This is a genomic window from Mycobacterium sp. NAZ190054, from assembly GCF_001545925.1.
GTDB lineage: Bacteria > Actinomycetota > Actinomycetes > Mycobacteriales > Mycobacteriaceae > Mycobacterium.
Window position 1 is genome coordinate 1 of record NZ_LMVQ01000201.1, and the last position, 21,360, is coordinate 21,360.

Annotated in this window: 16 protein-coding genes and 1 pseudogene; all 17 read left to right on the forward strand. The window is 68.6% G+C overall.

Features of this window, described 5'->3' with window-relative positions; translation table 11 throughout:
- Positions 1-1,381: SIS domain-containing protein (locus ASJ79_RS15210; protein ID WP_067956543.1), on the forward strand; the 1,381-nt coding region annotated here is incomplete at its 5' end.
- On the forward strand, positions 1,378-2,916 hold the full coding sequence (locus ASJ79_RS15215) for an AMP-binding protein (protein WP_067956546.1): 1,539 nt from the start codon (positions 1,378-1,380) through the stop codon (positions 2,914-2,916). The genes ASJ79_RS15210 and ASJ79_RS15215, both read left to right, overlap by 4 nt.
- Entirely contained in the window at positions 2,913-3,134 is a 222-nt protein-coding gene (locus ASJ79_RS15220) for an acyl carrier protein (protein WP_067956548.1), read from the forward strand. The genes ASJ79_RS15215 and ASJ79_RS15220 overlap by 4 nt, the downstream gene beginning before the upstream one ends.
- Positions 3,065-4,519 (forward strand): annotated as a pseudogene (locus tag ASJ79_RS15225) (flavin monoamine oxidase family protein); the annotation flags it as partial. The gene ASJ79_RS15220 and the pseudogene ASJ79_RS15225, both read left to right, overlap by 70 nt.
- Positions 4,516-6,021, forward strand: a complete 1,506-nt coding sequence (locus ASJ79_RS15230; protein WP_067956550.1) for a KamA family radical SAM protein — start codon at positions 4,516-4,518, stop codon at positions 6,019-6,021. The pseudogene ASJ79_RS15225 and the gene ASJ79_RS15230, both read left to right, overlap by 4 nt.
- A 17-nt stretch (positions 6,022-6,038) precedes the next feature.
- Positions 6,039-6,932, forward strand: a complete 894-nt coding sequence (locus tag ASJ79_RS15235) for a hypothetical protein (RefSeq protein ID WP_082753850.1) — start codon at positions 6,039-6,041, stop codon at positions 6,930-6,932.
- A gap of 31 nt (positions 6,933-6,963) precedes the next feature.
- Positions 6,964-7,113, forward strand: a complete 150-nt coding sequence (locus tag ASJ79_RS32290; protein ID WP_156448462.1) for a hypothetical protein — start codon at positions 6,964-6,966, stop codon at positions 7,111-7,113.
- A gap of 375 nt (positions 7,114-7,488) precedes the next feature.
- Complete coding sequence (locus ASJ79_RS15240; RefSeq protein ID WP_067956551.1) at positions 7,489-8,454, forward strand: NAD-dependent epimerase/dehydratase family protein; 966 nt, start codon at positions 7,489-7,491, stop codon at positions 8,452-8,454.
- 2 nt (positions 8,455-8,456) lie between these two features.
- Complete coding sequence (locus tag ASJ79_RS15245) at positions 8,457-10,037, forward strand: sugar transferase (RefSeq protein ID WP_082753851.1); 1,581 nt, start codon at positions 8,457-8,459, stop codon at positions 10,035-10,037.
- 73 nt (positions 10,038-10,110) lie between these two features.
- The gene (locus tag ASJ79_RS15250; protein ID WP_067956590.1) at positions 10,111-11,094 is read left to right on the forward strand and encodes an NAD-dependent epimerase/dehydratase family protein; all 984 of its coding nucleotides are present in this window, start codon (positions 10,111-10,113) and stop codon (positions 11,092-11,094) included.
- Positions 11,094-12,515 (forward strand): hypothetical protein, encoded by a 1,422-nt coding sequence (locus ASJ79_RS15255; protein ID WP_067956553.1) that lies wholly within the window; start codon positions 11,094-11,096, stop codon positions 12,513-12,515. The genes ASJ79_RS15250 and ASJ79_RS15255 overlap by 1 nt, the downstream gene beginning before the upstream one ends.
- Positions 12,512-14,017, forward strand: coding sequence for an O-antigen ligase (locus tag ASJ79_RS15260; protein WP_067956555.1), 1,506 nt, complete (start codon positions 12,512-12,514; stop codon positions 14,015-14,017). The genes ASJ79_RS15255 and ASJ79_RS15260 overlap by 4 nt, the downstream gene beginning before the upstream one ends.
- Positions 14,010-15,077 carry a glycosyltransferase family 4 protein gene (locus ASJ79_RS15265; protein WP_067956558.1) on the forward strand — a complete coding sequence of 356 codons (1,068 nt, stop codon included), beginning with the start codon at positions 14,010-14,012 and terminating at the stop codon, positions 15,075-15,077. The genes ASJ79_RS15260 and ASJ79_RS15265 overlap by 8 nt, the downstream gene beginning before the upstream one ends.
- Positions 15,074-16,225: a glycosyltransferase gene (locus ASJ79_RS15270; RefSeq protein ID WP_067956559.1), complete on the forward strand. Its 1,152-nt coding sequence runs from the start codon at positions 15,074-15,076 to the stop codon at positions 16,223-16,225. Before ASJ79_RS15265 ends, ASJ79_RS15270 begins: the two co-directional genes overlap by 4 nt.
- Positions 16,222-17,460, forward strand: coding sequence for a glycosyltransferase family 4 protein (locus ASJ79_RS15275; protein ID WP_067956561.1), 1,239 nt, complete (start codon positions 16,222-16,224; stop codon positions 17,458-17,460). Before ASJ79_RS15270 ends, ASJ79_RS15275 begins: the two co-directional genes overlap by 4 nt.
- A complete protein-coding gene (locus tag ASJ79_RS15280) occupies positions 17,457-19,196 on the forward strand; it encodes a glycosyltransferase family 39 protein (RefSeq protein WP_067956563.1) in 1,740 nt (579 codons plus the stop codon). The genes ASJ79_RS15275 and ASJ79_RS15280 overlap by 4 nt, the downstream gene beginning before the upstream one ends.
- Complete coding sequence (locus ASJ79_RS15285) at positions 19,189-21,357, forward strand: alginate lyase family protein (RefSeq protein ID WP_067956565.1); 2,169 nt, start codon at positions 19,189-19,191, stop codon at positions 21,355-21,357. The genes ASJ79_RS15280 and ASJ79_RS15285 overlap by 8 nt, the downstream gene beginning before the upstream one ends.
- Positions 21,358-21,360 lie beyond the last annotated feature (3 nt).

The following is a 21,360-nucleotide window of genomic DNA, read 5'->3' on the forward strand; positions in this document are numbered from 1 at the left end:
CATCGAGGACGAACGGCTGGCCGAAGAGGACCTCGTGCTGGCCGTGCAGAAGGCGCTCGCGCGAGCCGAGGGGTCGTGGGCGCTGGCGGTCATGGAGGAGGGAACCGGGCGAATCGCCGTCGCGGCCAAAGGTTCCCCGCTGCTGGTGGCCCGCACCGACCACGGCGACTTCGCGGCCAGCGACATCGCCGCGGTGGCCGACTGGACCGAGGAGTTCCGTGTCCTCGACGACGGGGACATCGTGGAACTCGACACCGAAAGGTGGTGCCGCTCCGGGGTCGTCGTGTCGCCGCCGATCGCCAACCGCTGCCTGTGGCGCAGCCGCGACGTGGAACTGCACGATCACGCCGACTACATGGCGAAGGAGATCGACGAGCAGCCCGAAGCGGCGTCCCGGCTCATCGACGGTGTGGCACCGGGTATCGCGAACGGGGCGATCTGGGAGGAGCTCGGGCTACCGCCGTTCGACCGGCTCCGGGTCCTCGGGTGCGGCACGTCCCTCAACGCCGGGAACGTGATAGCCAACCTGATGCGTTCACTCGGCGGTGTGCCGGTGACGGCCACGGTCGCCAGCGAGGCCGGCCTGGAGGTCGCGGACACCGGTCAGCTCAGCCTGGCCATCAGTCAGTCCGGCGAGACCGCCGACGTACTGCGGGCACTGGAATCCCCGGCGGTGCGCGATTCGCGCCTCCTCGCGCTCACCAACAACACGCACTCGACGCTTGCCCGGCTGGCGGATGCGGTCGTCGACTGCTCAGCCGGGCCCGAGATCGGCGTCGCAGCCACCAAAACGTTCATATGCCAGGTGATTTCAGGCGCCGCGGTGATGATCTCGGCGCTCGTGGCCATGGAGCGGCTGTCCACCGAGGCGGCCAAGTGCCTGGTCGACGATCTCCGCCGCGTGCCTGACCAGATGGCCGCCGCGAGCGCCGGCGCCCGATGCCTGATACCACCGCTCGCCGACGAGCTCATACCTGCCGGCGGGTTCATCTTCATCGCCCGCGGGTCGGGAGTGCCCTATGCCGCCGAGGGTGCACTGAAGCTGAAGGAGCTCACCTACCGGTGGGCTGAGCACTGTCCGGCCGGTGAGCTCAAGCACGGCCCGCTCGCGCTGGTCGGACCGGGCACCCCCGTCGTCGTCGTGGACAACGGTGACCCGAAGTTGGCCTGCAACGTCGCCGAGGTGGCGGCCCGTGGAGGCCGTGTCATCACCATCGGTACCGCAGGTAGTTCGGTGCCGGTCCTCGACGACGTCGGAGCCCCCTGGGGCCCGGTCGCGGCGACCATACCGCTGCAGATGCTGGCCCGGACCCTGGCACTGGCGTTGGGCCGGGACGTCGACAAACCGCGGAACCTGGCCAAGTCGGTGACCGTCGAATGAGCCGTCAGACCGGCTCACTCGCCGGCGTCGTCCTGACGCGCGAGGCCGATTCCGCCGATGTGGTCGAGGATTTCACCGCAGCCGCCTGCCGCTGGTCTGAGCGCACCGCAGTCGTGTACAACGGGACCGCCACCAGCTACCGCGACTTCGCACAACGGGTGCATCGCACCGCGCCGCGCTGTGGCACAGGAGATCTCGGCGCCGCCAAGAACCCGTCCGGTCTGATCGGAGTCCTGGTCTCGCACGATCCTGCCGTTGCGGAGCATCTGCTGGGGATACTCCAGGCCGACGCCACCTACTGCCCGGTCGACGCCGCTTCCCCGGCCGGGCGCCGGCAGGCCGTCGCGACGGCGCTGGGGGTGTCCACGTTGGTCGCAGCGGCGCGGAAACCGCACGACGGGTCGCGAATCGAGGCGCTGCCGGTCTCGCGCAGGCGTGGCAGCGACGCCGCCTATGTGCTGTGCACCTCCGGCTCCACGGGCACGCCCAAACCGGTGGCGGTCTCACGCACCGCTCTCACCGTCACGGTGCGGGCATTGCGGGAACTCTTCGCCCTCACCCCGCAGGACCGCGTGCTGCAGTTCGCGTCGCTCGGCTGGGACACCTGTCTGGAGGAGATCCTGCCCGCCCTCACCGCGGGCGCGGCGGTCGTGTTCGACGACCGGGCGCACCACGGCTCGTTCCCGACGTTCCTGCGCATGCTCGCCGAGCAGGGCGTCACGGTGCTGGACCTGCCGACGGCGTTCTGGCACGAGCTCGTGCTGTTCCTGGACGAGGAACGGACCGCGCTACCGGAGCATGTCCGGCTGGTGATCATCGGCGGTGAGCGCGTCGACCCGACCCGATTGCGGCAATGGGGCGGTCTCGACACCGGACACATCCGGCTGTTGAACACCTACGGCTGCACCGAGACGACGATGATCACCCACGCGGTGCAGCTCAGCGGCCCCGGCACCGAACCGGCGGTCGCAGCGTGCGACACCGAGGCGCCGATCGGCCGGCCGCTGCCGCACGTGCGTGATCACGTCTCCGATGACGGTGAACTGCTGGTCTCGGGCCCCGGCCTGGCGATCGGCTACCTCGGGTCGCCTGCCTCGACCGCTGCGGCGTTCCCCGTCGAGGATCACGGCTCAGGCCCGGAAAGATGGTTCCACACCGGCGATCTCGTCGTCCGCGGGGAAGGCGGCCTGCTGTTCTCGCGCGGCCGCTCCGACCAACAGGTCAAGGTGCGGGGCGTGCGTGTGCACCCCGCCGAGGTGGAGATGCAGCTGACCTCCCACCCCGCGGTGGCCGGTGCGGTCGTGGTCGGTGAGCGGCTCCTGGGCGGCACGGCGCTGACGGCCTACGTGGTGACCTCGCGGGAGACCACAGCCGCGGAGCTGAAGCGATACCTCGGCGAGCGTCTGCCGTCGCAATTCGTGCCGAGCCGAGTGAGATTCGTCAAAGAGCTGGTCTACACCCCCAGCGGAAAAGTCGATCGCGCTGCAACGCGGCGTGCGGTAGCGGACAGCAACAACAAAGGAGCACACCGATGAGCGCCGAACGCATCGTGGGAATCTACCGTCGGGTTCTCAACACCGCCGAGGTGGACGAACACTCCGACTTCTTCGAACTCGGCGGTGACTCGCTACTGGCCACCAGGGTGCTCAGTGCGATCGCGAGGGACTTCGACATCGAGCTGACCTACGACGACATCGTCGACCATCCCACGCCGCTCGGTCTTTTCGACCTGACCGCGGCCGTGACGTCATGAGCCGCGAAGACATGCGTGTCGTCGTGATCGGTGCCGGGCTGGCCGGGCTGACCGCGGCGGTCGAGCTGACGGCCGCGGGCGCGGACGTGGTCGTTCTGGAGGCCCGCGACCGGGTCGGCGGCCGGATGCACGGAGTGCCGGTCGCCGACGGAGTGGCCGGCGACGGCGGTGCCGCCTACCTGGGGGTGCGGCACACCGAACTGCTGAGGCTCATCGACCGGCACGGCCTCAAGCTCGCCTCGACGGCGATGGCGGGGGAGAGCACCTTCCTGATCGGCGATCATCGCACCACGACGCCCAGTCGGGTGCCCCCGCTGGACGCGATCGCCCTCGGCGATCTGTTCGACAGGCTCGACGCACTCGTCGAACACGTGCGTCCGGAGGCGCCGTGGCTCACTCCCGGCGCCGAACGGCTCGACCGGTTGTCCGCGGCGCGCTGGCTCGCCGAAGAGGTCAGACGTCCCGATGCGCGGACCTTCTTCCCGCTGTTCCTCGGCGAGATGATGGCCGCCGATCCGGCCGCGATCTCGGTGCTGCACATGGCTTTCTATCTGCGGTCGGGGGGCGGAATCCGGTACCTCAACGCGTTCGAGGGCGGGGCCCAGCAGTGGCGGATCGACGGTGGCGCGCACCTTCTGTGCGAATCGCTGGCCGCGCAGCTCGGGTCGCGGGTGCGTCTGCGGCAGCCGGTCCGGTCCGTCGATCAGGACGACGACGGCGCCCTGGTGCGGTGCGTCTCGGACAACGACGGCGCCCGGTCGGATTACCGCGCCGACCGGGTGATCGTCGCGATTCCGCCGCTGCTGGCGCAGCGGATCGAGTTCCGGCCCGGCCTACCGGCCCCGCGGGCGACGGCGGTGACCGGCCGCGGTTGCGCCATCAAGGTGCACCTCGGGTTCCCGGCGCCATTGTGGCGGGACCGGGGCCTGTCGGGATGGTCGGTGAGCACCGGTGGACCGCTGTTGTCCACCGTCGACGACTCGCCGCCCGACGAATCCGCGGGTGTACTCACGGGTTTCGTGACCGGCGAAGTCGCGTCGGAATTCTCGAAGCTGTCGACCGCGGACAAGAAGACCGCCGCCATGGCCCACGCGCGCAGGCTCTTCCCGGCGTTGCCGGCCCCGGCGCGGTGCACGGTGACGGACTGGCTGGCCGAGAAGTACAGCAGGGGCTGTTACGCCGCGCTGTTCGGCCCTGGCGACTGGCTGCGGCTGGGACCGACATTGACCGAGCCGCACGGCCGTGTCCACTGGGCAGGCACCGAAACGAGCCTGGAGTTCTTCGGGCTGATGGAAGGCGCGATCCGGTCGGGTCAACGCGTCGCGGCCGAGCTGACCGACATCGCCGACTCGGCGACCGATCCGAGGAAGGTTCTGACGCGATGACAACCCTCGTCGAATCCCGGGACAGCGGTTTCACCGCCGTCACCGAACAGCCGTATACCTATGAACGCAAGCTGTTGTCGGAGCCGGATTGGCGGCGGTACCCGGGCTGGGCCGCCGTCACCGACGCCCAGTGGCGGGACCCGCAGTGGCAACGTGCGCACTCGCTGAAGAACATCGGCCAGCTGCGCGGGGTCCTCGGCGACCTTCTCGAGGAGCGGTTCTACGCCGACCTCGCCGCCGACCAGCAGCAGCGGTCCACGATGTCGATGCTGCTGCCGCCGCAGATGCTCAACACCATGGCGCCCCACTGGGAACCAGGCCACGGCGCGCTCACCGAGTCGTTCTATGCCGATCCGATCCGGCGCTACATGCTGCCGGTGCTCAGCGACCGCCACTCGGAATGGTGTTCACACCCCTACGCCGAACGTGATTCGCTGCACGAGAGCGACATGTGGGTGGTCGAGGGACTGACCCATCGTTACCCCACCAAGGTCCTCGCCGAGCTGCTGTCGACGTGCCCGCAGTACTGCGGGCACTGCACCCGGATGGATCTGATCGGCAACTCGACCCCGACGGTCACCAAGGCGAGACTCACCCTGCGGCCGGCCGACCGACAGGACCGGATGCTGGACTACCTGCGCGACACCCCGACGGTGCGGGACGTCGTGGTGTCCGGTGGCGATGTCGGGAACGTGCCGTGGCCGCGGCTGGAATCGTTTGTGCTGAAACTACTGGAGATCGACACCATCCGCGATGTCCGGTTGGCGACCAAGGCCTTGGCGGCGCTGCCACAGCACTGGCTCCAGCCGACGGTGGTCGACGGGGTCCACCGCGTGGCACACCTGGCCGCGTCCCGCGGCGTGAACCTGGCGTTGCACACCCACATCAACCACGTGCAGTCGGTCACTCCACTCGTCGCGGCCGCTGCCCGGGGACTGCTCGACGCGGGGTTGCGCGACGTCCGCAACCAGGGGGTGCTGATGCGCGGGGTCAACGCCACCACCAAAGACCTGCTCGACCTGTGTTTCGCGCTGCAGGGAGAGGCGAACATCCTGCCCTACTACTTCTACATGTGCGACATGATCCCGAACGCCGAACACTGGCGGACGTCACTGTCGCAGGCGCAGCACCTGCAGTTGTCGATCATGGGGTACCTGCCCGGCTTCGCGACACCGCGGGTGGTCTGCGACGTGCCGTACGTCGGGAAGCGGTGGGTGCACCAGGTCGTCCGCTATGACCAGAATCTCGGGATCTCGTACTGGAGCAAGAACTACCGCACCGGTCTGGAGATCACCGACGCCGACGCGCTCAACCGGGTGTACCCGTACTTCGACCCGATCGACAGCCTGCCTGCGTTCGGGCAGGCGTGGTGGCGCAAGAACGGTGACCGGCCCTGGGACGCAGCACCTCTCACAGAGCAGGAGCCGGTGGCACCGGCACCGGACGGGGCCGCCGCCGGTGGACCGCATCTGACGCCCGTGACCACCTCCGGGCAACGGTGAGGACAGGATCTACTGCGATGGACGTCGCGGACAGCCGAGTACACCCCCGCAGGCACGCGGGGCGTCACATCCAGCCCGCCCCGATCACGGAGGCCGATCTGGCGGCGGTGTCGGAGTTCCTCCGGGCGAACCACGATGACCGGATTCCGTGGGCGCGAGCGTGCGCGGCGGCGCGGTGGGAGGCCGGCATCCCCAATTACGGCTACCTGGTCAAGGACGGACATCGCGTCGTCGGCGTCGTTCTGGCGCTCTACTCCGAACGGCTCCTGGCGGGACGGGTGGAACGGTTCTGCAACATCGGCACGTGGTGCGTGCTGCCGGACTACCGGTCCCTGAGCATCTCGCTCGTCAAAGCGGTGCTGGCACAGGACGGCTACCACTTCACCGTGCTGTCGCCCAACCCCGGTCCGCAGGAGATCCTGGCCTGGCTGAAATTCTCCTTCCTGGACACCGCTGCCGCGTTGATACCCAATCTGCCGTGGCCGAGCCTTCCCGGCCGCACCAAAGTCGTTGCGGACCACGAGGGTATCGAGAAGACGCTCACCGGTGCCGAGCTGCAGCTGTACCGCGACCATGCCGGCGCGCTCGCAGCCCGTCACGTCGTGCTCGTGCAGGGCGACGAGTGCAGTTACGTGATGTACCGGGAGTTCCGCCGCGGACGCGGACCCGGCTACGCGATGGTCCTGTACGTCAGCAATCCCGAGCTGTTTCATCGGGCGCTGAGACCGCTGACCCGGCATCTACTGGTCCGTCACGGTCTGGTGGCGACACTGGCCGAGTTGCGCATCATCGGGCGGAAGCCGGACCTGTCGTTCGCGCTCAGGGACAGACCGAAGATGTACCGCAGTGCCACGCTGGGACCGGGACAGATCGATTACCTGTACAGCGAGCTGGTGTGCGTGCCCTGGTGAACGGGCGCGCCGGAAGTGAGGGGAGAGGGCGATGGCAGAGGCGCTGATGCTCGTGGCGGTGTTCGTCGCCTCCGCGACCGCGGGAATCTTCGTGACGCTGCTGGCCGTGAACGTTGCGCTCGTCCTCCGACTCCGTTCGCGGATACCACAGGAACCCCCTGTCGACACGGTATCGGGCTGAGAGGTTCCTCTCCTGTTGCTCTGAACCATCATTCGTATTTGCCGTACCCACGCCGCCGCGTGCCGGCGACGACGCCGCGGGGAGCGCGGGCACCACGACGGTCGGCAGTCCGGTCCGCCGTCTGGCCGGGCGTTGCGAACCGCGGCTAAAAAGCGTGGGACAACAGCTCACTGGGCCTGTCTGGTCCTGGAACTAGTCCGGGGATCCATCCCGAAAATCGCTCCGACGGTCCATGTACTGCAGACCGGTGGGAACCGATAGTTGAAGGGTGCTTGACGAGTTAGCTACGAGGCGTGGCGCGGAATGGCTGTTTTTCCGGCCCGGCACGATCCGCGGCAGCGAGTCACGGCGGTCCACGGGGGGAGACGAGGGGTCATGCGAACTCTAGTGACCGGTGCCGCCGGCTTCGTCGGCTCCACCCTGGTCGACCGGCTCCTGTCCGAAGGTCACCAGGTGATCGGGATCGACAACTTCAGGACCGGCAGCGTGGCGAACCTCCAGAACGCGATCCAGTGCGGCGAGGCCGGCCACGGCCACTTCAAACTCATCAACCTCGACATCCAGGCGCCGGAACTGATCGGCATCGTGGCCGGAGTGAACCCGGCGATCATCTTCCACCTCGCCGCCCATGTCGATTCCGAGGCGTCGGTGACCGATCCGCACTTCGACGCCCGCACCAACATCCTCGGCACGCTCAACCTGTGTGAGGCCAGCCGATCGGCCGGCGTCCGCAGAATCGTCTACGCCACCACACAGGCGGATGCCGAAGCCGACGCGGCGTCACCGCATGCGGTGGCCAAGCTGGCCGGCGAGATGTATCTGCGCGCCTACGCGGCGATGTACGGCCTGACCCCGATATGCCTCGCGGTCGGCAGTGTCTACGGCCCCCGCCAGAGCCCCTGCGGCCCAGGCCATGTGGTCGAAGACCTGGCGGCCGCGATGATGACCGGGCGCCCGTTCAGCGTTCCGGCGGACAGCGCGCATGCGCGTGACTTCGTCTACGTCGACGACGTCGTCGACGCGTTGATGCATGCCGCGTGCGCAGCCGACCTCGCCGACGGAACGTACGGCGTCGGTACCGGAAAGCGCACGACGCTCGTCGAGCTGCACTCCCTGCTCGCGGCGGTGCTCGACGAATCCTCACTGCCGGAGACCATCGCGCCCTCCGTGGACGGCGACCCGGCGACAGGGGATTGCGACGGCCCCGCGGCACTGCCCGGGTGGACGGCCGGCGTCGACCTCGCCGCCGGGCTCGCTCTCACGATCGGCCGGCTACGGGCCGCGTCAGAGCCTGAACCGGCGTCGGGGCGGGACCGCCGCACCGTCGAGATGGCGGGTTAGTGATGGCGAATCCGGAGGTGGTCAGCCGTGGTCGCAGCAGGCGTGCGATCGCGTCGGCGGTGCGTGCCAGGGAGTCGCTGATCGCCGAACCCGCGGCGCGGGTTGCCACCGTCGGCGATGAGAAATCCGTCGACCGCCTGCCGGTCGCGGTGCTCGACCGCATGCGGTGGCAACGGCAGTACGCCGCACGCCTGACGGTGGCCGACAGCGTCGTGGTCGTCGCGGCGGTGGTGCTCGCGCAGTTCGTCCGGTACGGCACCATCCTCGCCTGGCCTGCCTATGAAATCCTGTACGTCACAGTCTCATCGATCCTCATCGCAGCGTTGTGGCTGATGGCGCTGGCGGCGTTCCACACCAGGGCGTCGACGATCATCGGTGCCGGGATCGAGGAGTACCGGCGGGTCGCCGCCGCGTCGTTCACCACGTTCGGCGCGCTGGCGATGGCCGAGCTTCTCGTCAAGCTCGAGATGTCGCGCGGCTACCTCGCGGTGGCCCTTCCGGCCGGCACGATCGGCCTACTGCTGAGCAGATGGCTGAGCCGCAAGCGCGTCGCGGCCCTGCGGGCCGAGGGGAGCTGCCGGACCGCGGTGCTGGCGATCGGCGATCACGCCGCCGTGGCGCATCTGGTGGCCGAGTTGACGACCGAACCGACGGACGGATACGACGTGGTGGGCGTGTGCATTCCCGGTCTGGATGCCCCCAGCGGTGAACACCTGACCGTCGCCGGCCGGCAGGTTCCGATCGTCGGTGGCGAAAACCATGCGTTGCAGGCGATCCGGACCTACGGCGCGGACACTGTCGCACTGGCGGGGACGGGACACCTCGGTGTGCAACGACTTCGTAGGCTGATCTGGGAACTGGAGCCGATGGGCGTCGACCTCATGGTCTCACCGGGGGTCGTCGATGTGGCGCTGTCCCGGCTGGTGATGCGTCCCATCTCGAACCTGCCGCTGTTGCAGATCGAGAAGCCGCAGTATCGCGGGGCGAAACGCTTCCAGAAGCGGGCCTTCGACTTCTGCTTCGCGCTGGCCGCCCTCACAGTGACTTCGCCGATCCTGATCGTCTCGGCGATTCTGATCAAGCTCACCAGCAGAGGGCCGGTGTTCTACTGCTCGGAGCGCATCGGTATCGACGGGCGGCCCTTCTCGATGCTGAAGTTGCGCAGCATGGTCGAGGACGCCGACCAACAGTTCGAAAGCCTGATGGCGAAGAACGAAAGTGACGGGCTGCTTTTCAAGATCCGGGACGATCCTCGGGTCACGCCGGTAGGCCGGCTGTTGCGCCGGTTCAGCATCGACGAACTGCCTCAGTTCATCAATGTGCTGCGCCAGGAGATGAGCGTCGTCGGGCCTCGTCCGCCACTACGTCGCGAGGTCGAAGCCTATGACGGCGACGTGCTGCGGCGGCTCCTGGTCAAGCCCGGCATCACCGGCCTGTGGCAGGTTAGCGGCCGGTCGGATCTGTCGTGGGACAAGGCGGTCCGCCTCGACCTGTCCTATGTCGACAACTGGTCCATGGTGGGCGACATCTTGATCATCGCCAAGACACTGCGTGCGGTTCTGTTGCGGAACGGCGCCTACTGAGGGGGACGCAGTGCCTGTTGCACTGCAACGGCGAAAGCCAAATCTATTGAGGGATAGCGAGATCAAAGTGATGATGAGAGCAATTGTCACCGGCGCAGCCGGTTTCATCGGGTCAACGTTGGTCGACCGGCTTCTGGTCGAGGGCCACCAGGTGGTGGGGATCGACAATCTGAGCACGGGTCTGGTCACCAATCTCGAACATGCCAGCCGGCGCTACGGGCCCAGCGGACGGTTCGTCTTCACCAGGGTCGACGTCCGGGCGTCCGCGCTGAACGACATCGTGGCCGCGACGCGACCCGACGTCGTCTACCACCTCGCCGCGCAGGTCGACCTGCGGGCGTCGGTCACCGATCCCCAGCATGACGCCAGCTGCAACGTGCTCGGCACGATCAATGTTCTGGAGGCCTGTCGGCTGGCGGGCGTGCGCAGGATCGTGTATGCGGCGTCGGGGGGTTCGCGGTACGGCGCACCGGTCAGGCTCCCGGTGACCGAGAGCACCGCCCCGAATCCGCTGTCACCCTATGCCGCAGCGAAATACGCCGGCGAGGTCTACCTCAACGCGTACGCGGACATGTACGGCATGGTCCCGATCAGCCTCGGGCTGGCCAATGTCTACGGGCCGCGGCAGAACCCACACGGAGAAGCCGGCGTGATCGCCGTCTTCAGCAGCAGACTGCTCACGGGCCGGCCGGTCACCGTGTTCGGAGATGGGACGGCGAGCCGCGACTACGTGTACGTCGACGACGTCGTCGACGCTTTCGTGCGCGCCGGCCGGGTGCAGTCGGCTGCTCCCGGGATCTACAACATCGGCACCGGGCAGCAGACCACCACCAACGAGGTGCACCGGCTGATCGCCGAGGCACTCGGTGGGACACCGCCACCGTGCTATTCACCGGCCAGGACCGGGGAGGTGCAGGCGATCGCGCTGGACGTGACGAAGGCCCGCAGCCATTTCGGGTGGGCGCCGTCCGTCGACGTCGAACGGGGGATCAAGCACACGATCCACTGGTTGCGCGGCGCTCTGGAGCCCGAACCGGTCGCCCTGGCGGACGCGTGATGAATGCCCAGATGGCGCGACACATCGAACAGATCCGGCGCCGGTGGTGGGTGGTGCTGTCGGTGGTCGCCGTCACCGTCCTTGCCACCGCGGTGCATTCCGCGGACGCCGACGCCACCTACGTCGGCAAGTCGCTGCTCGTACAGTCCTCCCCGGAACGAACGCCCGAGCAGGACGCCACCATGGCCGTCGGGTACGCGACGCTGTTCAACGAACCGGTCACGATAGGCCGGCTGAGGGAGAGAACGCAGGTCCCCGAGGGTGTCTCGTTCGAGGCCCGGACCGTCGCGGCCAGTCCGATCCTGACGATCGAGGCGACCGCGGAGGACCCGGAGGTCGCCCAGACCGCGGCACAGCAGATGGCGGCGGCCTTCCGCGACGACATCAACTCCGTCCGGAACGCCGGATTCGCCAAGGAGATCGAAGGCGTGGAGCGCCAGCTTCAGACCCTCAAGTCGCAGCGGGAGCCCGACGGCAGCATGAATCCGCTGGTTCCGGTCGTCCAGGAGCGGCTGGACGACATGCGCGCCGACGCGACCGACCAACTCCGCGATCTGCAGCTGCGAGCCGGCGTCACCAAGATGGAGCCCCAGTTCGCGCTGCAGGTCGCCACCGGCGCCGTCGGGGGTCTGTTCCTCGGAGCGCTCGCCGCGCTGGGCCTCGCAGCGATGTCGCCGCGCCTGATGAATGCCCGCGACCTGTTGCACAAGACCGGCGTCGAACCGCTGATCGAGGTGCCCCGGGCCGGCTCCATCAGAGGAAACAGATTGCGCGAGGACAGGTTACGGATGCTGGCGAACTACATCAGCCTGCAGGATCTGCCGAGGTCGGCGGTCATCGCGCTGACCGATTGCCGCGGTGCGCGGGGAGCGCAGGACCTGGCCGAAGACCTCGCCAGGTTGTCCGCGCAGCAGGGACGCCGAACGGTACTCGTGTACGCGAACAACAGCACGTCGCCGCCATCCGGGTATCCCGGCTTCAACAATGTGCTGACCGATCGCAGTCTGGTGGACAGCGCGCTGACGGATTCCGCCGTGGACTCGCTGAAGATCCTGCCGGCGGGGCCCGTGATCGCCGACCGGTATCCGCTGTTGAGCCGCGAACGCATCGATACGGTGTTGGACGAACTACGGGTCGGCACCGACATCGTCGTCGTGGTCGCCCCACCGGTCACCGACTCCATCGATTCCCACCCGGTCTGCGCCGCTGCGGATCTCACCATCCTCGTGGTCGGCAAGCGGGTGTCGCGGTCCGGCGACGTGGCGGCAGCAGCCGAGGCCCTCACAAAGGCCCACGCGGTTCTGCTGGGCGCCGTGCTGGTCGACGGAAAGAAGCGCAGAAGCGCTGAATCACAGGTGATGCTGGCGCAACGCGCCAACGGGGCTGTGGAGCGGCCGACCCTGCTGGATCGGCAACGATGAGCGGTCTGTACGAGGCGACGCACACGGCCACCCGGATTCACCGGGTGCCGGCACTCCTTGCCGCCGTCGTCGTCGCCGCGTTCAGTGCCGCCGCTGTCGTCGCGGCGTTGTTCCTGCCGACCGATCCGGGGCAGACGCTGATCGTGGCGACGGCCGCGGTGGCGATGGGGGTGTGCGCGCTGAAGAATCCCGCCTTCGCCGTGACGGTGATGACCGTGACGCTGTTTCTGCGGACTCCGCTGGCTTCGGGGAGCGCACTGCCCGTCGAGCTGTGGTTGGTGGTCTTCGCGGTGCTGGCGGTCGCCACCGTGCTGTGGATCGACCGCACCGACGACCGGGTCCGCGGAGTCGGCCCGGTCGAATGGTCAATGGCCCTGTTCCTGCTGTGGAACGTCTACTCGATGGTCTCGCCGCACAAATACCCCGCGATCGACACGGTCAACGGTGGTCCCCTGCCGGTCGCCCGGTTCGTCGTGGTGGCGACGATGATCCCGTTCGCGCTGTACCTGGTCGGCCGCTACACCTTCGACCGTCCGGCCGCGGTTCGCGCGCTGATGTGGACCATCCTGATCCTGGCGACCTACTCCGCGGCGGTGAGCATCATGCCCTTCGCCGGGCTGGGCGGCTGGGTGTGGCCCAGGTACATCGTGACCGATCCCGCATGGGACGGTCGGGCTGTCGGCATCTTCAACCAGCCGGTGGTCAACGGGATGGTCCTCACGCTGGGCTTCGCGATCTCGATGCTGTTCCTGAGCCGCAGAGACGAACCCGCATGGCGGAGATGGACGGCGGTCGTGATCGCCGCTGCGTGCGGGGTCGGCATCTATCTCACCTACACCCGTGCGGTCTGGCTCAGCGCCCTGCTCGTGCTCATCCTCGGGGCACTGCTGGCCAAGGGATTTCGCAGCGGATTCATCGTGGCCCTGGGTCTGGTGGTGACCGCGGTCCTGGTGAACTGGTCCACGTTCACCAGCAGCGACCGCCGGGCCGGCGGCGTGGCTTCGGAGAGCGAGATCCAGTCGCGGCTCAACGACATCGAGACGGCGCTGTGGGCCCGAAGCCAGAAACCGTTGGAAGGCTGGGGAATCGGCAGGTTTCCGGCCGTCAACACCTACCACCACCAACAGTGGTCCCCCGAGGTGCCCTGGATCGGCGGCTACGGCGAGGTCGCGCACACGAACGAGATGGGGCTGCTCGCCGAGCTGGGCGGCATCGGCCTCGCACTGTGGCTCTGTGTGCTGATGTTCATCATTCTCCGGTTGCGCACCGCCTATCGCAGGCTGCCGGATCACGACCTGTGCGGGCGTCCGTTCGTGGTCATCGCGATCATGGCCATCGCCGTCCTGATCTGCACCGGCTTGACCGTCGACCTCCGGTATTTCGATTTTCCGACGGCCACCACGTTCTTGCTCGTCGGGATCGCGGTCGGGTGGTCGGAACGAATCCCGGACACAGGCGCGGCCGCGGCCGGCGCCGCGGAACGGGAGCCGCACCATGGCTGAACAGCGGGCACTGTGGGTGTCCACCAGCACGCGGACACGCGGCGGCATCGCGTCCTACGTCCGGGCCATGCGGCAGACCCCGCTCTGGGAGGACTGGAACATCCGCCACGTCACCACACACCGGGACGGCAGCGCTGCGGTGAAAATCGCGGTGTTCGCGCTCGGCGCACTGCAATTCGTCGTCGAGCTGATCCGATTCCGCCCCGACGTGATACATCTGCACGCCAGCACCCGGGGCAGCTTCGTCCGCAAGGCGATCCTGTTCTGGATCAACCGCATCGTCGGTACGCCGGTCGTCCTGCACATGCACGGGTCGGGCTTCCCGGAGGACTACGAGCGGTCGCCGCGCGCGGTCCGGGCACTGACCCGTGCGACGTTACGCCGGGCCGGCGCGTTCGTCGCGCTCGGCCAGGTGTGGGCCGACCGGATGCGGGAGATCACGCCGGATGCACGAATCCTCGCGATCCCCAACGGTGTCCGGCTGGCACCACGCACAGCCCAACCGTCGGGTGAACCGGTCACCGTGGTGTTCCTGGGCCGGATCGGCGATCACAAGGGCACGTTCAGGCTGCTCGACGCGTGGGCGAAGCTGGTCTGCGAGCCGGGATTCGCCGATTCGGCGACCCTGACGATCGCCGGTGACGGCGAGGTGGCCCGCGCACGGGAGTACGTCCGCGAGCTGTGCCTGCAGGACACGGTGACGGTGCACGGCTGGCTCTCCGAGGAGGAGGTCGGTGACCTGCTGGGCCACGCACACGTCCTGGTGCTGCCGTCGCGTAACGAAGGGCAACCGATGGCCGTACTCGAGGCGATGGCGCGTGGCCTGTGCGTGATCGCCGGCAACGTCGGTGGGTTACCGGAGATGCTCGGCTCCGACGGCGGGATCCTCATCCCGCCGGACGACGCCGAGGCCATCGCCGCCGCGCTGCTGCCGGTGGTGCACGACGGCGAGTTGCGCACCCGATACGGAGCCGCGGCCCACGCCAGGGTCCGGGACCAGTTCGACACCCGAGCCGTCGCGCGCCGGCTCGACGCGCTCTACCGGGAGGTGTGCGCATGACCGGGCGCCCGATCAAGGTCGCGTTCGTCGTCCCGCTTCTGAAGGCCGGCGGCGCCGAGCGGCACCTGACCACCCTGCTGCCTCGGATGGATCCCACGCGGTTCCGCCCGTCGGTCGTGTGCATCGGCGGGGAGGGAGACATGTTCGCCGACCTGCGTGCCAGTGGGGTTCCGGCGATGGCGCTGAACATGAGCAAGTGGCAGATCCCGGGCGCACTGCGCGAACTCGTCGCGATCTTCCGCCGTGAACAGACCGACGTGGTGGTGGTGTCGGGCTACAACGCCGAGACCCTCGGCCGTGTCGCGGCCCGGATCGCCGGTGTCGGGCACACCGTCATGTGGGTGCACAACGCGAGTGAGATCACTCCCCGCGACATGGTCCACCGCCTGGTGGACCGCGGACTGACCCGTTGGACGAGTGGCTATTTCGGTGTCGCGAACGTTCAGCGCCGGTTCCTGGTGCACGACCGCGGCTACCCGGCCGACCGGATCCGCATCATCCACAACGGCGTGGACCCCGCATTGTTCGACGGCGCGACCGACCGCAGGGTCCTCGCCGAGTTCGGGATCGCTGCGGGCGCTCCGGTGGTGGGCATCCTCGGGTCGCTGCGCCCGGAGAAGGACCACGCCACCTTTCTGCGGGCCGCCCGGCTCGTGATCGACGAGATGCCCGACGCCAGGTTCCTCGTCGTCGGGGACGGACAATGCCGGCACGTCCTTGAGATGCTCTGCGACACACTGGGAATCACAGCCCAGGTGCACTTCGCCGGCGCACGGTCCGACATCGGCCGCATCCTGTGCGCGGTCGACGTCTTCGCGCTGACCTCGACCACCGAATGCCTCCCGATGGCGCTGCTCGAGGCGATGGCCTGCGCCCGGCCCGCGGTGTGCACCGCCGTCGGCGGTGTCACCGAGGTGGTCCGGGAAGGAACGACCGGATTCCTGGTACCGCCGGCGGATCCCGCACAACTGGCGGACCGTCTGGTCCGGTTGCTGGCGGATCCGCCTGCCGCACGCCGCATGGGGCGCGCCGGCCGCCGGCGCGTCGAGGCCGAGTTCGGTCTCGATCGCAGCGTGGAAGCGGCCCAGAGCGCGATCGAGGACCTGGTCACCTCTCAGCACGCCCGAATGGACGGAGTCAACGCATGAAGCGACACATACTGATCCTCGTCGAGAACCTCTCGGTGCCGTTCGACCGGCGGGTCTGGCAGGAGTCCCGGGCCCTGACCAGGGCGGGCTTCCAGGTCACCGTGATCTGCCCGACCGGAGCCAACCAGGACACCGAACGGGAAGTGGTGATCGACGGCGTACGGATACTGCGTTATCCGTTACGCCCGGCCACGGGCGGCCCCAAAGGGTATCTGCGCGAGTACATCCTGGCGCTCTGGCACACTCTGCGCCTGGCATTGAAGGTGCGCCGGGAAGGCCCGATCGACGTGGTGCACGCCTGCAACCCGCCGGATCTGCTGTTCCTGATCGCCCTGGTGCTACGGCCGGGCGGGACGCGGTTCGTCTTCGACCACCACGACCTGGTGCCCGAACTTTTCCTGTCCCGGTTCGCCGGCGGCGGCCGGCTTCTCTACCGGCTGACCAGATTCGTCGAGCGGATCACGTTCGCCGTCGCCGACGCGGTGATCTCGACCAACGAAAGCTATCGGAGGGTCGCGATCGAACGTGGCGGCATGTCCCCCGACCGGGTGACGGTGGTGCGCAGCGCACCCGACCTCGACCGCTTCGTCGCACGGCAGCCGGACAGCGGCCTGCGGCGCGGCAAGCGGTTCCTGCTCGCCTATCTGGGTGTGATGGGTCCGCAGGACGGGGTCGATTACGCGCTGCGTGCGGTACGGCTGCTGCGTGACCACGTCGGGCGTGAGGACTTCCACTGCATCTTCATGGGAGCCGGCGACGTGCTTCCCGAGATGGTCGCGCTGAGTGAGGAACTCGGCATCTCGGACATCGTGGAGTTTCCCGGGCGCGTCCCCGACGCGTTCGTCGAGCGTTGCCTGTCGACCGCCGACGTGTGTCTGTCGCCGGACCCGTTCAACCCGCTCAACGACGTGTCGACGATGAACAAGGTCGTCGAGTACATGGCGATGGGGCGGCCGATCGTGTCCTTCGACCTGACCGAGGCCCGGGTGTCCGCGGGTGATGCGGCGGTGTACGTCCCGGGCAACGACGAACGGGGCTTCGCCGAGGCCGTCGACATGCTGTTGCAGGACCCCGAGCGCCGCCGCAGCATGGGCGAGCTCGGGCGCCGCCGGGTCGAGGACGAACTGTCGTGGGAAGTGTCCAGCCGCAACCTGATCCGGTTCTACGACCGACTTCTCGACGTCGGGCCGCGCAGCGCCGACGCAGTCCTGGCCACCGGCGGTGAAGTCGCGTGAGCCGCACCGGTGACCTGTTGGACCCTCCGCAGTCCCACAACGCGGATCGTCCCGCCGGCCGGACCGTCGCGGCGACCGGCCCGGACGGCCGGCAGCGGGAACGCACGCCCGGTCTCGTCGGCCAGATCGCCGTTTTCGTCGGGCCGCTGCTCGTCTACGCGCTGCTGCCGACCCGGAACCACAACTATGCCGACGACTCGCTGTCCTGGGCGTACCAACTGACCCAGTCCGGTGATCTGATCAACAGTCATCACCTGTACCTAAACCCGATGCGGTGGCTCTATCACCTGCTCACCGGCGTCGGCGTGACTGTCGACCCGTTCTCCCTTCTCGCGCTCTACTCGGCGGTGTGGGGGGCTCTGGGCCTGGCGATCCTGTACCGCCTGCTGGTCCGTGCCGGGCTGGCCGTACCCGCGCTGTGGGGCACGCTGCTGTGCGCCGTGAGTGCCGGCTACTGGTCCTACTCGATCGCCGGTGACGTCTACATCCCCGCCGCCGCCCTGATGACCACCGGCGTGTACTGCGTGTACTGCGGGCTGACGGCGCGGGACGCACGCGCCGCCCGGTGGTATGCCGTCGGCGCGACCCTGGCGTTCGCGATCATGCTGACCCACCACCAGGCTCATGTCGTCTTCGTGCTGGGGATGGTGCCCGCCGTGCTCCTGATGCGGACCGCGACCGGGCACCGCCGGGTGCTGATCGGTGTCGCGGTACCGGCAGCGGTCTGTGCGTTGGCGGTCGCGATGTACGCGGTCGCGTACCTCGCGGTCCCGGACGAGCAACAGCACGGTTTCATCCAGTTCGGCGCCGGCTACGTCGAATCCTTCGAACCGCGCGCCGATCAGAAGCAACTCGGGGTCGGCACCCTGGTGAACGTCGCCGCAGGGGAGACCCGTGCGCTGGTCTCGACGAATGTGATGTTCCGGAGCCCCGAACTGGCGCAGTCGATTCAGGACGGATACCCGCAGCGGGCGACCTATCCGTTCCCGTACCTCGTTCGCGAGCTTCCGGTCCCGGTCGCCGTGCTGGCCGGGGTCGCGGCGCTCGTGGGGGTGTTGCTGGCCGCGCTGTTGGCGCTCCGGGGACTGTGGGCCGGGGTGAAGGAGCGGGGGCTCGTCCTGCTGGTCGTCGTCCCGATGCTCCCGCAGATGCTGTTCTTCGCGTGGTGGGAAGGCATCTCGGACGAGTTCTCGCTGTGGACACTGCCGCTGTTGGCCATTCTCGCAGCCCGCGGCGCCGCCGAGATGAAACACCCGTTGCGCTGGCTCAGAACGACGGTCACCTGTGTGTTCGTCAGCACCTTCGTGGGGTCGGTGCTGCTGTACTGGGATCCGGGCAACGACATCGACCTGGTGAACGACGGGTATGTGGCCTCGCTGGGCCGCAACGACGTGCTGGTCGGTTTCGAAGACATCCAGTCCGACTTCCGGATCATGCTCGAAGCGGACCGGCAGGGCTTCGAGTACCTCAACTTCTTCAACGTCACTGAGCCGCAGGACGTCAGGAACTTCGACACGGCGCTGGACGCGGCGGCCGGCGCCGGCATGACGATCCGCGTCTCGCCACGGCTCACGCACCCGCCGAAGAGTGCCTTGGCGTTCCGGCAGTCGGTGGACCCGCACTTCGACGGCCGGCGGGCCGCGCTGCTGGCGAAGTTGGCGAAGATGCCCGACGTCGACTGGATCCCGCCGGCGGTCTTCTCGGAGCGGTACTTCGAAAGTCCCGGCGATGTCTAGCCTGGGCTGGTACGCCGGCCGCCTTGCGCGGATGTCACCCCGGGAGGCGGTGTGGCGCAGCCGCCGCCTCGTCGACTCACTGGTGCTCCGGGACGGGCTGGCCCGGCGTTCCGACGCCGACATGCTCGCCGGCACCCCACCGGACTGGGACGCGCTGTCGGAGACGTTCCGGGACGGCACGGCCCGCCCGGTGCTGCTCGACCCGGAACGCGCCCGCCGGGTGGCGCAGAAGTACCCGGACGAGTGCCGGCAGCTGGTCGCCGAAGCCGACCGGCTGCTCGCCGGGCAACGCACCTACCTGGGATACGGCGCCGTGAACGTCGGCACCGCCGTCGACTGGAACCTCGACCCGAACACCGGCTACCGCTGGCCGGCCGCCGCCAGCACCAGGATCGACCACCGGGTGGCGCCCAGCGACCCGAAATGGATCTGGGAACTCAACCGCCTCCAACACCTGCCCGTGCTGGCTCAGGCCTGGCTGCTCACCGGCGATACGCGGTACGCCGACACGGCGTTCGACCACCTGGATTCGTGGCTGGACCAGAACCCGCCCGGGACCGGGATCGCGTGGCGAGGTGCGTTCGAGGCCGGCATCAGGGCGACGTCGGTGGCCGTCGCGCTGCAGGGCCTGCGGAACTCGCCCGCGATGACCCCTCAGCGGTACCGGAACACGGTCCGGATGCTCGACGTGAGCGCCCGCTACTGCTGGCGTGCCCGCTCCCGCTTCAGCTCGGCCAACAACCATGTGATCGGTGAGATGTCCGGCCTGATCGTCGTCCACCTACTGTTTCCCGAACTGGCGGCTCCAGCAGCGCTTTTCAGGCCCGCGTTGGACACGATCAGCGCCGAGGCCGGTCGGCTGATCCTGCCCGACGGCGCCGGCGCGGAGCAGTCGATCTCCTATCAGATCTTCACCGCGGAGATGCTGGCGACGGTGGCCGTGCTGCTATGTGCGGGCGGACGGCGGGTACCGGCCGAGTTGACCTCGGCACTGAACCGTGGCGCGCACTACTTCGCCTCGCTGGTCGGGGCCGAAGACCCGGACCCCCGGTACGGCGACGACGACGACAGCTTCGCGCTCCGACTGGGTGCCGAGCGCAAGCGCACGGTGCGGCAGCACCTCGGGGTCGTGGCCGCGATCAGCGGTGGCGCGGCGGCGCAGAGATACGGTGAGAAGACCCTCACCGCCGCCTGGTTCGCCGACACGCTGGGCACCGATATCGGCGGACTCGGCGCGGGCGTCGGTGCCCGTGATCCACTGCCGGGCAGCTACGCGGCCGCTGGAGGGCTGGTGGTGCTGCGGGCCGACCGGCGCCGGCTCACCGTGGACGTCGGGCCGCTCGGCCACCTGTCCACCGCGGCGCACGGACACGCCGACGCCCTCGCGGTCACGCTGAGCGCCGAAGGCCGGGAGCTGATCGTCGACCCCGGCACCGCGAGCTTCTACGGCACCCCGGCGGTGCGGTCCGCCCACCGGGGCACTCGGGTCCACCCGACGGTCTGTGTCGACGGCCTCGACCAGTCGGTGCCCGGCGGGCCGTTCTTCTGGCGCCGGCACGCCGAAACCACGGTCCACGCAGTCGATCTGGACAGCGGTGTCGTCGACGCCGAGCATGACGGTTACCGGAGGCTCGGTGACCCGGTGGTGCACCGCCGCTGGGTCGTCGCGCCGCCCGGCGAACCCGTCGTCGTGGTGGTAGACCTCATCGACGGCAGGTCCGGGCACGACGTAGCCGTGTCATGGCCGCTACATCCGGACCTGGATTCGACGACCACCGCCTGCGGACATCTGGTCACCAGGGACGGAGCCCCGGTGATGACGCTGTGTTACGCCGCGACGTCGCCGGTCGTACCCGAGCAGATCCGGGCCGATGGTGAATCCCATCTCGGATGGTGGTCGGGGGGGCTCGAGAACAGGACCCCGGCCTGGTTGGTCGGTGTCCGGTGCCGAGACACCGCACCGGTGGCAGTCGTGTCACTGCTGCATGTCGGCGCTTCCGGGGCGCCCGTCGCGCCCGGAATCGTCCGTACCGGTTCGACGCTGACCGTCCGCTGGTGCGAGCGGGGTGCGGAACGCGTTCTGACGATCGATGCCAGCCGGCCCGGCGCCGTGCTCGGTGTGCCTTCTTCTTCGGTTCTGGGATTGGTGAGCAAATCATGAGTG